This is a genomic window from Leclercia sp. (assembly GCF_036780805.1).
GTDB lineage: Bacteria > Pseudomonadota > Gammaproteobacteria > Enterobacterales > Enterobacteriaceae > Enterobacter.
In genome coordinates this window covers 1-12,855 of sequence record NZ_DAIQCE010000001.1, presented here as the reverse complement: position 1 = coordinate 12,855, position 12,855 = coordinate 1, and the positions used below count along the sequence as shown (strand labels likewise).

General features: G+C 54.5%; 10 protein-coding genes and 2 tRNA genes. 6 read left to right on the top strand and 6 right to left on the bottom strand.

The features are described 5' to 3' along the window. The first annotated feature begins 128 nt into the window (after nt 1–128). On the top strand, nt 129–1,364 hold the full coding sequence (locus V7Q49_RS00060) for an ion channel protein (protein WP_333848711.1): 1,236 nt from the start codon (nt 129–131) through the stop codon (nt 1,362–1,364). On the opposite strand, the gene ipdC is transcribed toward V7Q49_RS00060, so the two are convergent. Further along, nucleotides 1,365–3,020, bottom strand: coding sequence for an indolepyruvate decarboxylase (gene ipdC, locus V7Q49_RS00055; RefSeq protein ID WP_333848710.1), 1,656 nt, complete (start codon nt 3,018–3,020; stop codon nt 1,365–1,367). Nucleotides 3,021–3,203: 183 nt separating this feature from the next. On the opposite strand from ipdC, the gene mgrA reads away from it, so the two are divergent. Then, nucleotides 3,204–4,202, top strand: coding sequence for an L-glyceraldehyde 3-phosphate reductase (gene mgrA / locus V7Q49_RS00050; RefSeq protein ID WP_333848709.1), 999 nt, complete (start codon nt 3,204–3,206; stop codon nt 4,200–4,202). A 126-nt stretch (nt 4,203–4,328) separates the two neighbouring features. Further along, the gene (ypeC, locus tag V7Q49_RS00045; RefSeq protein WP_333848708.1) at nt 4,329–4,667 is read left to right on the top strand and encodes a DUF2502 domain-containing protein YpeC; all 339 of its coding nucleotides are present in this window, start codon (nt 4,329–4,331) and stop codon (nt 4,665–4,667) included. A 29-nt stretch (nt 4,668–4,696) separates the two neighbouring features. Here the strand turns inward: ypeC and V7Q49_RS00040 are convergent, their stop codons facing one another. Next, nucleotides 4,697–5,938 carry an Nramp family divalent metal transporter gene (locus V7Q49_RS00040; RefSeq protein WP_333848707.1) on the bottom strand — a complete coding sequence of 414 codons (1,242 nt, stop codon included), beginning with the start codon at nt 5,936–5,938 and terminating at the stop codon, nt 4,697–4,699. A 344-nt stretch (nt 5,939–6,282) separates the two neighbouring features. Here V7Q49_RS00040 and V7Q49_RS00035 point away from each other — a divergent pair, with 344 nt between their 5' ends. After that, nucleotides 6,283–7,470, top strand: coding sequence for a NupC/NupG family nucleoside CNT transporter (locus V7Q49_RS00035; protein WP_333848706.1), 1,188 nt, complete (start codon nt 6,283–6,285; stop codon nt 7,468–7,470). Between the two features lie 41 nt (nt 7,471–7,511). Here the strand turns inward: V7Q49_RS00035 and V7Q49_RS00030 are convergent, their stop codons facing one another. The 3 genes from V7Q49_RS00030 to V7Q49_RS00020 form a co-directional block, all read right to left on the bottom strand. After that, nucleotides 7,512–9,707: an EAL domain-containing protein gene (locus tag V7Q49_RS00030; protein ID WP_333848705.1), complete on the bottom strand. Its 2,196-nt coding sequence runs from the start codon at nt 9,705–9,707 to the stop codon at nt 7,512–7,514. 209 nt (nt 9,708–9,916) lie between these two features. After that, a tRNA-Ala gene (locus tag V7Q49_RS00025) sits at nt 9,917–9,992 on the bottom strand. A gap of 41 nt (nt 9,993–10,033) precedes the next feature. Beyond that, a tRNA-Ala gene (locus tag V7Q49_RS00020) sits at nt 10,034–10,109 on the bottom strand. 220 nt (nt 10,110–10,329) lie between these two features. Between V7Q49_RS00020 and V7Q49_RS00015 the strand changes: the two genes are divergently transcribed. Both V7Q49_RS00015 and V7Q49_RS00010 read left to right on the top strand, forming a co-directional pair. Beyond that, a complete protein-coding gene (locus V7Q49_RS00015) occupies nt 10,330–10,689 on the top strand; it encodes a YfeC-like transcriptional regulator (RefSeq protein WP_333848704.1) in 360 nt (119 codons plus the stop codon). 1 nt (nt 10,690) lies between these two features. Continuing rightward, nucleotides 10,691–11,086, top strand: coding sequence for a YfeC-like transcriptional regulator (locus V7Q49_RS00010; protein WP_333848703.1), 396 nt, complete (start codon nt 10,691–10,693; stop codon nt 11,084–11,086). A gap of 41 nt (nt 11,087–11,127) precedes the next feature. Here the strand turns inward: V7Q49_RS00010 and gltX are convergent, their stop codons facing one another. Next, on the bottom strand, nt 11,128–12,543 hold the full coding sequence (gltX, locus tag V7Q49_RS00005) for a glutamate--tRNA ligase (protein WP_106994676.1): 1,416 nt from the start codon (nt 12,541–12,543) through the stop codon (nt 11,128–11,130). Nucleotides 12,544–12,855 lie beyond the last annotated feature (312 nt).

Here is a 12,855-nt window from a genome sequence, read left to right as displayed (position 1 = left end):
GAATAAAAGCACCCCAGGATAATCGATCTTCGTCACAGAATAACTTTACCGTTTCAGCACCATTTGCACTATTAGCATCAGTCTGAGCGTGCAAAGTAAAGACCGCCATTTTTTACAAGGAAATCATCATGCTCCATCCGCGAGCCAGAACAATGCTGCTGTTGGCCCCTCCCGCGCTGATTATTGGCGTCGCCTCCAGCCTGATTCTGATTGTGATCATGAAAGTTGCCTCAGTATTACAGGCAATACTGTGGACGTCATTGCCTTCTACGGTCGGCCTTAGCGCGAGTTCCCCGGCCTGGGTGATTTTGACCCTCACCCTGACCGGTATCGCCGTGGGGCTGGTGATCCGCTATAGCCCGGGTCATGCCGGACCGGACCCGGCGAAAGAGCCCCTGATTGGCGCACCGGTCGAGGCGGCCGCCCTGCCCGGGCTGATTATCGCCCTGATTATCGGCCTGGCGGGCGGGGTCAGCCTCGGGCCGGAGCATCCGGTCATGGCGGTGAATATCGCCCTCGCCGTTGCCGTAGGCTCGCGCATCTTCCCCCGGGTGAACGCCCTTGACTGGACCATTCTCGCCTCGGCGGGCACCATCGGCGCACTGTTTGGTACCCCCGTTGCGGCGGCGCTGATCTTTTCTCAGACCCTGAGCGGCAACAGCGAGATCCCGCTCTGGGATCGTCTGTTCGCCCCGCTGTTGTCCGCCGCCGCGGGGGCCCTGACCACCAGCCTGTTTTTCCATCCCCACTTTTCGCTGCCCATCGCCCACTACAGCCAGATGCAGCTGGTCGATATCTTCAGCGGGGCGATTGTCGCCGCCATTGCTATTGCGCTGGGAATGGTGGCGGTCTGGTGCCTGCCGCGTCTGCACCGCCTGATGCATCGTCTGAAACACCCGGTGCTTATTCTCGGTGTGGGCGGGCTGATTCTGGGGATCCTCGGGGCTATCGGGGGCAATATTACGCTGTTTAAAGGGCTGGATGAGATGCAGCAGATGGCGTTCGGCCAGCTGTTCAGCGTCTCAGATTATCTGCTCTTTGCGCTGATTAAACTGGCGGCGCTGGTGGTGGCAGCGGCCTGCGGTTTTCGCGGTGGGCGGATCTTCCCGGCGGTGTTTATCGGCGTCGCGCTGGGGTTAATGCTGCACGAGCACGTCGAGGCGGTTCCGGCGGCGATCACCATCTCCTGTTCGATTCTGGGACTGGTGCTGGTTGTCACCCGGGACGCGTGGCTGAGCCTGTTTATGGCGGCAGTGGTGGTGCCAGACACCACCCTGCTGCCGTTGCTCTGTATCGTGATGCTGCCCGCCTGGCTGTTGCTGGCGGGCAGACCCATGATGGCTGCCTGGCACGATGAGAAATAATCAGGCGCTTTTGCGCGCTTCCAGCGCCTGAATAATGCCGCTCAGGAGCGGCGGAACATCGGCTTTCGGCAGCATGACCTCAATCAGCGAAAGCCGTTCCGGGTGCGCCACTCTCTCCAGCACCTCTTCCAGCTGCACCGCCTCACTCACCCGCCAGCACTCGGCCTGACAATCCAGGCTGAGAGCCTGCGGGATCTGCGTCCAGTTCCACAGCGCAATGTCGTTATAGCGCTGATTCGGACCATGAATGGCACGCTCGACCGTGTAGCCTTCGTTGTTCAGCACCATGATCACCGGGCACTGTTTGTCCCGCAGCATCGAGCCCAGCTCCTGGATGGTGAGCTGTGCTGCGCCGTCGCCGGTGATCGCTATTACGCGGCGGTCCGGGCAGGCCGTCTGCGCGCCATAGGCGGCGGCAAGGGTATAGCCAATCGAGCCCCAAATCGGCTGAACGATAAAATTCACGTCTTCCGGTAAACGCAGGGCGCCAGCGCCGAAGGCCGACGTTCCCTGATCGGCCAGAATAATATCCCCCGGGCGAATGTAGGTTTGCAGCGTTTTCCAGAAGCTATCCTGCGTCAGCGAGCCGGGATGAACCGCATGCAGCTGCCGGGCCGGACGGGCCGCCGTGGTGGTGTTGGCGTACTGATGGCACAGGCTGGCGAGTACCTCAATGGCCTGGGTCATCGGGATCCCGGTGTACCAGACGTCCCCGATCCGCGAGGCGTGGGGCTGAACGTCAATGGTCTGCTGATGCGTAAGCTTGTGGGTGAATCCGGCGGTAAGCGTATCGGTAAAGCGGGTTCCCACGCAGATCACCGTATCGGCACCTTCGATGGCCTCGTTGACGTCACCGGCGCTGGCGGAGCCGCTGTAGGTGCCTGCGAAGCCCGGTTTACGCTCGTCAAAAATCCCTTTCCCCATCAGCAGGGTGGCGTGCGCCAGTGGCGTCTGCTCCACCCAGCGCTGAAGCTGGTTTTTCAGGCCGTAACGGAGGACCAGGAAATCGGCCAGCAGCGCGGTGCGCTCGCTCGCTGCCAGTCTTTTCTCCGCCGCCTGGCGGAAGGCGTCAAGGCGGAAACTATCGCTTTCATAAAGACGGTCAATGAGAGCGCTTACAGGCGGACTGGCAGGTTTTTTTGCCACATCGGCTGGCAGCATAATGTAGCCGGGACGGCGCTCCCGGAGCATTTCGGTCAATACCCGGTCGATTTCATAGCAGGCATTTTGTTCGGTGAGGTGCGCCTGCGCAACGGTGACGGGTTCACTCATTTTATAGAAGTGACGGAACTCGCCGTCACCGAGGGTATGGTGCAGCAACTCCCCTCTTTTTTGCGAAGCGCTTCCCGGCGCGCCCACAATATGCAGAACCGGTACGTGCTCGGCGAAACTGCCCGCGATACCGTTCATGGCGCTGAGCTCGCCCACCCCAAAGGTGGTCAACAGCGCGGCAAACCCTTTGCAGCGCGCGTAGCCATCGGCGGCGTAGGCCGCGTTCAATTCGTTGGCACAACCCACCCAGCCAATATCCGGGCTGGCGATAACGTTATCGAGGAACTGCAAGTTGTAGTCGCCTGGCACACCAAACAGATGATCGGCACCACAATCTGTAAGGCGGTCCAGCAGGTAATCGGCGACGGTGTAGGGGGTAAGCATGACTATTATCCTTATAATGTTGACTTCACTTTGAGTATTGAAGAAGCGTGATAGCTGTCCAGGAATGGCGATAATCAGATCATGGAAACCATGCTTTACGTATTTTTGCGCGGTAATCTGTGTGCCTCGGTCATGGTGTAAACGTATACACTGAATGACTTTCTGACGCAGAGGGACAAACTCATGGTTTACCAGGCGAATCAAAATCGTTATCAATCAATGGAGTATCAACGATGCGGGCAAAGCGGCCTTAAGCTGCCCGCCATCTCCCTCGGGCTGTGGCACAACTTTGGCGATGCCACCTTGATTGAAAACAGCCGTCAACTTTTACATCGTGCCTTCGATCTGGGCATTACGCATTTTGACCTTGCCAATAACTACGGTCCGCCACCGGGCTCGGCAGAGCGTAACTTCGGGCGCATCCTGCAGGAAGATTTCAGCGCCCTGCGTGATGAGCTGATCATCTCAAGCAAAGCGGGCTATACCATGTGGGACGGACCGTACGGCGACTGGGGCTCGCGTAAATATCTGATCGCCAGCCTCGATCAAAGCCTGAAACGTATGGGGCTGGAGTATGTTGATATCTTCTATCACCACCGCCCGGATCCGGAAACGCCGTTGCAGGAGACCATGAAAGCGCTCGACCACGTCGTGCGTCAGGGCAAGGCGCTGTACGTCGGGCTGTCCAACTATCCGGCAGAGCTGGCCAGACAGGCCATCGAGATCCTCAATGATTTGGGCACTCCCTGCCTGATCCACCAGCCTAAATTCTCGATGCTGGAACGTTCGCCTGAAGAGGGATTACTGGACGTGCTGAAGCAGAAAGGGGTGGGATGTATTGCGTTTTCGCCACTTGCAGGCGGCCAGTTGACCGACCGTTATCTGAACGGCATTCCGGCAGATTCCCGCGCCGCCAGCGGCAGCCGCTTCCTCAACCCGGATCAGATCACGGAAGAGAAGCTGGCGAAGGTGCGCAAACTCAATGCGCTGGCCGAACGCCGGAACCAGAAATTATCGCAGATGGCGCTGGCCTGGGTATTACATCACGAGGCCATCACCTCGGTGCTGATTGGCGCCAGCAAAACAGCGCAAATCGACGATGCCGTGGGCATGCTGGCAAATCGTCATTTCACGCCTGAGGAACTTAGCGAAATCGAATCGATCCTGAACAGCGCAGAATAAAAGCACTTTTAGCAAAAAGTGCTACGCCTTCTGAATTAGGAGTTAAAGCGATTATCCGGGGCTTTACCGCCCCTTAAAATTGCATTAACAAGCCGGTTACGGCTCCGATCGTGAAGGAGAATAATAATGTTCAGGTCCCTGATTCTGGCAGCAGTATTAATGGCTTCAGCCCCGCTGGTCGCTAATGCTGGCGAAATCACCCTGTTGCCATCCGTAAAATTACAAATTGGCGATCGCGATAATTACGGTAACTACTGGGACGGTGGCGGCTGGCGTGACCGCGGCTACTGGCATCGTAATTATGAATGGCGTGACAAACGCTGGCACAAACATGACAACGGCTACCATCGTGGCTGGGATAAACGTAACGCCTATGAGCGTGGCTATCGCGAAGGCTGGAACGATCGTGATGACCACCGCGGTGGCCGCGGCCACGGTCATGGCGGACACGGTCATCGTCACTAACAGAGAAAAGGCGCCTCGCGGCGCCTTTTTTATAACCCCAATGCCGTACCGATTAGCAGCCACAGGTTCAGCGCCACCACCAGCACCACTATCGCCCACCCTGCCCGTTTGACCATTACGCTGTTCACCAGATCGCCCATGAGCTTTTTGTCGCTGGTAAACACCAGCAGGGGCACCAGCGCCAGTGCAATACCAAAACTCAGCAGCACCTGGCTCATCACCAGAATGCGGGTCGGATCCAGCCCCATCAGGATCACAATAAAGGACGGCAGCATGGTGACGGCGCGACGCACCCACAACGGAATATGGAAGCGCACAAAGCCCTGCATCACCACCTGCCCCGCCAGGGTACCCACCACCGTCGACGAGAGACCCGCCGCCACCAGGCTCAGGCCAAAAATGGTCGCCGCCGCGTGGCTGAGTAGAGGTTCCAGGGTCAGATAGGCCTGATCGAGATCGGCAATACCGGTATGGCCGTTGAAGTGGAAGGCCGCCGCGGCGGTCGCCATCATTGCCAGATTCACAAACCCGGCAATGGTCATGGCGATCGCCACGTCCCATTTGGTCGCGGAGTAGCGCTCATGCCGCGACCCCTCGTGCAGATTCTGGGTCAGCGAGGAGTGCAGATAGATCACGTGCGGCATAATCGTCGCACCCAGCACCCCGGCCGCCAGGAAGACCGCTTCGGTGGTGGGCAGGCTCGGGATCGCCATTCCTTTACCTAACTGAACGAAGTCAGGCCGGGAGAAGATCAGCTCAACAATATAGGCCGCCGCGACGAACAGCAGCAGGCCGCCAATCACCTTTTCGAGCGGCTTCTGCCCGCGCCGTTGCAGCATCAGGATCAGGAAGGTGGCAATACCGGTTAATACCGCGCCCTGCAGCAGTGATACCCCAAGGATCAACTTAAAGCCGATCGCGGCACCGATAAATTCCGCAAGGTCGGTCGCCATGGCGATAATCTCGGCCTGCACCCAGTAAAACCAGACCAGCGGACGCGGATAGTGGTCGCGGATCTGCTCGGCGAGGTTTTTACCGGTGGCGATGCCCAGTTTTGCCGACAGCACCTGGATCATCATCGCCATCAGGTTGGCCCACACCACCACCCACAGCAGTTTATAGCCGAAGCTGGCCCCGGCCTGGATGTTGGTCGCAAAATTACCGGGATCGATATAGCCAATGGCGGCAATAAACGCAGGTCCCATTAATGCAAACCGCATTTTGCGTGCTGCTCTGCCACTGCTACTCTCATCAACGCGACTGTTGCTCATTTTTGCCTCAGGAATATAGCCTTTGCTATGTTTAATGCTACCAAAATGCGAATGATTATCAAGTTCATTTAAAAAGGTTATTGTGATTGCAGTGATAGCGAAGAACAATAAGCAGGCTGGAATAGTGGATAAGCAAGCGGGCAAAAAGCGCGCACCTTTGTGAAGCGTAGCACACAAACTTAACTTTTAATTCATTTACACAACATAACAAAAATGTATCTCATGTCACTATTTTTGAGTCTCGTCACAGGACGTGACTATAGTGTGGCTTTGATCTCGTTTTCTTTACGCTTGTTTCATAGAATGTGCAGCGAAATTAAACCTGCCTCATATTTGGAGCAAATATGGACCGCGTCCTACATTTTGTCCTGGCACTTGTTGTCGTTGCCGTGCTTGCGTTGCTGGTCAGCAGCGATCGCAAAAAAATCCGTATTCGTTATGTTATTCAGTTACTCGTCATTGAAGTGCTGCTTGCCTGGTTCTTCCTGAACTCAGACGTGGGTCTGGGCTTTGTGAAGGGCTTCTCTGAGATGTTCGAAAAACTGCTCGGATTTGCTAATGAAGGGACCAACTTCGTATTCGGTAAAATGAACGATGAAGGTCTGGCATTCTTCTTCCTGAAAGTTCTCTGCCCTATCGTCTTCATCTCTGCCCTGATCGGTATTCTGCAGCACATTCGCATTCTGCCGATTGTGATCCGCGCTATCGGTACCGTGCTGTCTAAAGTGAACGGCATGGGCAAACTGGAATCTTTCAACGCCGTAAGCTCCCTGATCCTGGGTCAGTCTGAGAACTTTATCGCTTATAAAGATATCCTCGGCAAAATGTCCCGCAACCGTATGTACACCATGGCGGCCACCGCAATGTCTACCGTTTCCATGTCTATCGTGGGCGCGTATATGACTATGCTGGAGCCAAAATTCGTGGTTGCTGCGCTGGTTCTGAACATGTTCAGCACCTTTATCGTTCTGTCGCTGATCAACCCGTACCGCGTGGATGAGAGTGAAGAGAACCTGCAGATGGCTAATCTGCACGAAGGCCAGAGCTTCTTCGAAATGCTGGGCGAGTACATTCTGGCAGGTTTCAAAGTGGCGGTTATCGTTGCGGCGATGCTGATCGGCTTTATCGCCCTGATCTCCGCGTTGAACGCCCTGTTTGCTGCCGTTCTGGGTATCTCCTTCCAGGGTATCCTGGGTTACATCTTCTACCCGATTGCCTGGGTAATGGGTGTGCCGGCAAGCGAAGCGCTGCAGGTGGGCAGTATTATGGCAACCAAACTGGTTTCTAATGAATTCGTCGCCATGATGGATCTGCAGAAAGTCGCCGGTTCCCTCTCCCCGCGCGCCGAAGGCATTCTCTCCGTCTTCCTGGTCTCCTTCGCTAACTTCTCTTCTATCGGTATCATCGCGGGTGCGATTAAAGGCCTGAACGAAGAGCAGGGTAACGTGGTTTCCCGCTTCGGTCTGAAGCTGGTTTACGGTTCTACGCTGGTCAGCGTGCTGTCTGCGTCTATCGCTGCACTGGTTCTGTAATCAGCTTAAAAAAAACCGGGGATTTATCCTCCCCGGTTTTTTTATGCCTGTAATTCACTGAGCGGGCGCGGTTTGCCGATTAAATACCCCTGCAGATAGTCCACCCCAGAAGCGAGCAACATCTCGCGCTGCTCCTCTGTTTCGACATACTCCGCCACCACGCACAGCGACCGTGTCTTCGCCAGATTGCAGATCGACTTCACAATCATCGCATCCATCGTGTCGCTGCAAATATCCTTCACGAAGCAGCCATCAATTTTGATGACATCCGCCTGCAGGCGCTTGAGACGTTCGTAATTGGCGTAGCCGGTACCGAAGTCGTCGATAGCCAGTTTGAAGCCGTAGTGACGCAGCTGATGAATGTTGGCAATGCTGACTTCCGAATTGGAGAACGCCTGCTCTTCGGTCACTTCGATGATCACCGTCTGCGGTTTTACCCCGTAGCGTTCAAAAAGGGCAATGATCTCCGCCGCGACCTCTTTTTGCATCAGCGTTAAGGGCATCAGGTTCACCGAGAAACGCGGGCAGAGCGCGTCTGTGGGGTGGTCCCGCAACCATGTCAGCAGCGCCTCCACCACGCTGATATCGAAGCGCCGGCTGAGGTTAAATTGCGCCACCAGCGGCAGAAACTTATCCGGCGTCAGGAGCTCGCCCTCGCTCTCCAGACGCGAAAGGATTTCGTGGTAGCCCATGCCTTCGCTACTCTGGATGGGCTGGGCATACAGGCGTAAACCGCCCTCGTCCAGGGCCCGTTTCACCCTGCTCAGCATCAGGACGCGCTCCGTCGTCTGCCCCGATACCGTTTCAAGACTGTTATTCAGGGACAGGACCTGATGCGCCGAACAGGACTTTTCCGACAGCCAGCTGAGCTGACCGAGCGTGTGGTAGAGACTTTCGCCGCATCTGTACTCCACGCCTCCCCAGGCGGCGCCAAACTCAATATCCAGACCGGTGTTGTTCCAGTAGATTTTGCGGCTGTTCAGATGATCCACGATGTGCTGTAACCGTGCTCCCGTTTCCGGGCCGCTAAGCACTATCACCAGTTCGTTTCCGGGGATTTGGAAAACTTGTTCATTACGCATCAGCAGCGGCTGCAGCTGGCGAATAATGGCGCGTTTACACTGCACGCGCATCATCAGGCCATAATGACGGCTCAGGAATTCCAGATTATCCATTCGCAAACAGCACAGGGTGGTGCCCTTGTTGTCCGTCAGAAAGGATTCCAGGGCGCGCAGGTTTCGCAAGCCGGTCAGCGGATCGACCAGCGCCCTCTCGTGCCAGTCGCGCTTAAGCCATTCGCTGCGCTGATAAATGCGCGACATGTAAGCCAGACAGATGGCGAAGGAGATAAGTACCGACAGCACGAACGCCAGCGAGTAACCGTTCTGTACCCCCTGCAAAAAGTTGCTGTTATAGGTCAGCAGCAGCAACGCGCTTATCGCCCAGCCCAGAATAATCAGGGGATAGCGAAAGCGACTGATGCCAATTGTGAATAAAATGAAAATAACAGGTACCAGATAGCCGGCAATAATATCGGACGTAAAGGGTATACAGAGCAGAAAAAGCACAGAAATAAGGCAAAGAAGTAATACAGATGTAAATAACAGGTTTCGGGATGAGAATGAATTACGCATATTTCTTCGCCAGAAGGCACGCGCATAATTCGGATTAATAATCATTCTTAACGGATAATAGAAAAGCATCGTAAAGATGATAACGGCGCACACCAGGCTCTGAATATCGACGACATGATAAATCTCCGAGCCTCGGTCGGTGAAATTGGCGAGGGTAACGGGAAAATCACAAAAATAGCCTGCGAGGTACATCGATAATTTTATTGCCAGCGGAAGGGCAAAGCCCAGCCACGAAATGCGCGCGGCCATAAAGCGACTGGGGACATGGTAGCGCCAGCGCGGTCCTACCTGCCAGCGGAGTATGCCGCATACCGCGAAGGTACTAAAGACCTGGCAAAAAAGGAGGATAACATCCTGCTTTGCCGACAGTTGTAAATTCCATTCGTTAAGTATGGCAAAACTGATAATAATCGGCAGGATGGCCTGACGGCCAAATAATAATATCATCGCCAGCATGACGCTCAGCGGCATCCATGCAAGATAAACCTCAAAACCATCGACAATAGCTTTCGGTGAAATAAGGCGGGAAAAAGGCACGACAATCATGCATAACGCCAGAGCAAGCAGGAAGCTTTTGCCGTTAATATTAACTATGCTTTTCATTAAATTTATTTAACTATTTACCTGGCGATATTAAATTCATTTTAATGATAGATTCTTTAAAACCATGACACAACATTCCAGGCCAGGAAAAGTCATTACATAAAGTAAAGTTTTTACCTAAAAAAGATAATTATTTGTCAACGCGGTGATAGTAAAGGGTTTATTGCAGGCATAAAAAAACCCCCGCCATTCGGCGAGGGTTTAAATTTTGGTGGAGCTAAGCGGGATCGAACCGCTGACCTCTTGCATGCCATGCAAGCGCTCTCCCAGCTGAGCTATAGCCCCACAGTTTTGTTTACGCACCAGACTCTGTTGGGTTCAGAGTTTGGTGGAGCTAAGCGGGATCGAACCGCTGACCTCTTGCATGCCATGCAAGCGCTCTCCCAGCTGAGCTATAGCCCCATCGCGTAAAGCGTGTCGTGTTGACGGGCGGCATAATATGAATTCCCTTGCTGAGTGTCAACGGCAAATTCTCACTCTGGCGTTCAACCGCTGAAAATTCATGCAAATGAATCACATTGCGAGGACGCTCGCAGCCATGAGTTAATCTGGTCACGTTTTCCAGTAAAACGGTGTTATAAAATGAACCATTAATTACCCACACTCTTACTCAGGAAATTGCATGATCAAGGAACGAATGACGCCAGAAGAGTTGGCCCGTCTCACTGGTTATAGCCGTCAGACCATCAATAAATGGGTGCGTAAAGAGGGCTGGTCCACGTCGCCAAAACCTGGCGTTCAGGGCGGTAAGGCGCGTCTGGTCCATGTTAATGAGAAAGTACGGGAATTTATACGCAATGCGCGTCGAGCCCCGGAGGCAGCAATTTTAGCGGAAGCCTCTGCCGATAATTCCCTGCAGGCCTTGCTGATAACGCTGGCCAATGAAATGACGCCGACAGAACAGAAACAGCTGACCTCTTTATTACTCCGGGAAGGGATCTCCGGATTGTTACAACGCTTAGGGATTCGCGATCAGAACTGATATGAAAAAATTACGTAGCAAAATGACCACCGAAGAGTTGGCAGAGACGCTGGGTGTCGCCAGGCAGACCGTTAACCGCTGGGTGCGCAAGAATGGCTGGAAAACGGAAGGCATTAATGGCGTAAAAGGTGGACGGGCGCGCCTCATTCATATTGATGCGCAGGTGCGTGGTCACATCATGAATATTCCGGCCATTCGTAAACGGCAGGCCCTCTACCAGCTGGCAGAGACCGCGGCCAGTTACGGTGACGCGAAACCCGTTGCCGTGCTGCCTGGGATCGTCAATGCGCTGGAGAATATGACCTTAGCGGAACAAGAGCGACTTGAAATGCTGCTTACGCGGGAAGGCATTCAGGGTTTTCTGGTGCGGCTGAATATTCATCAGCCAGCGGAATAAAAAACGGCAGGGAAACCTGCCGTTTTTTTATTGCTTACTGATTACTGCTGGCTTTCGCGCTCAGCAATAAAGTCCAGCGCTCTGTTGATACGCGCCACGCTGCGGGTTTTACCAATCGCGTGGACCGTAACGTCCAGAGCAGGAGACTGGCCGGCACCGGTTACGGCTACGCGCAACGGCATACCCACTTTACCCATCCCGACTTCCAGCTCATCCGCTGTCGCCTGAATGGCATGGTGCACATTCTCAGCGCTCCAGTCGGTAATGGCGGCCAGCTTGTCACGAACCACTTCCAGCGGCTGACGCGCAACCGGGCGCAGGTGTTTCTTCGCTGCGTCGGCATCAAACTCGTCATACTCTTCATAGAAGTAGCGGCAGTTTTCCGCGATCTCTTTCAGGGTTTTGCAGCGCTCGCCCAGCAGTTTAATCAGGTCGGCCAGCTGTGGGCCGTTGCGGGTGTCGATATTGGCCTGCTCAATGTGCCACTGCAGCTGGGTCGCAACGTACTCCGGCGGCAGGGTATTGATGTAGTGATGGTTCAGCCACAGCAGTTTATCGGTATTGAAGGCACTGGCGGACTTCCCTACCGCGCTCAGAGTGAAGAGCTGGATCATCTCTTCACGGCTGAAGATCTCCTGATCGCCGTGGGACCAGCCCAGACGCACCAGATAGTTAAGCAGAGCTTCCGGCAGATAGCCGTCGTCACGGTACTGCATTACGCTGACTGCGCCATGGCGTTTGGAGAGCTTTTTACCGTCATCGCCGTTGATCATCGACACGTGCGCGTAAACCGGGACCGGCGCATTCAGCGCTTTCAGGATGTTGATCTGACGTGGGGTGTTGTTGATATGGTCTTCACCACGCACCACGTGGGTGATCGCCATATCCCAGTCATCAACCACCACGCAGAAGTTGTAGGTTGGAGAACCGTCGGTACGGCGGATGATCAGATCGTCCAGCTCCTGGTTACTGAATTCGATCGGGCCGCGGATCTGATCGTCAAAGATGACCGATCCTTCCTGCGGGTTCGCAAAACGCACCACGCACGGCTCGTCCGCGGCATGATGCTGATGATCGTGGCGGCAGCGGCCGTCATAACGTGGCTTTTCATTATTCGCCATCTGCTCTTCGCGCAGGGCTTCCAGACGCTCTTTCGAGCAGTAGCATTTATACGCCGTGCCCGCTTCAAGCATCTCATCAATTACCGCGTTGTAGCGGTCAAAACGTTTGGTCTGGAAATACGGGCCTTCATCCCACTCCAGATTAAGCCAGTTCATACCATCCATAATGGCTTCGATTGCTTCCGGCGTGGAGCGTTCGAGATCGGTGTCTTCGATACGCAGCACAAACTCACCGCCCTGGTTGCGAGCAAACAGCCAGGAATAGAGAGCAGTACGCGCGCCGCCGACGTGCAGATAGCCGGTCGGGCTTGGCGCGAAGCGAGTTTTGATTTTCATGAAGTGGCCTTACAGTGATAAAGATGCCGACAACCGGCATATCCTGGAAACGAAAGTGGGCAATATTCTATCACTCCCGCCTGATTCCTCAATCTTGTTGCTGCCAGATCCTTGTTGATAGCCGTTTTTGTTTAGAAATCATGCATCACTGGCGGTTTCACGATCGTTTTGTTTAATTTTACGACGAACGAACAAAATCTTTAGAAAAGCCGTTGACTCATTTTCAACTCTCCCTATAATGCGACTCCACACAGCGGGGGTGATTAGCTCAGTTGGTAGAGCATCTCCTTTACACGGAGGGGGTCGGCGGTT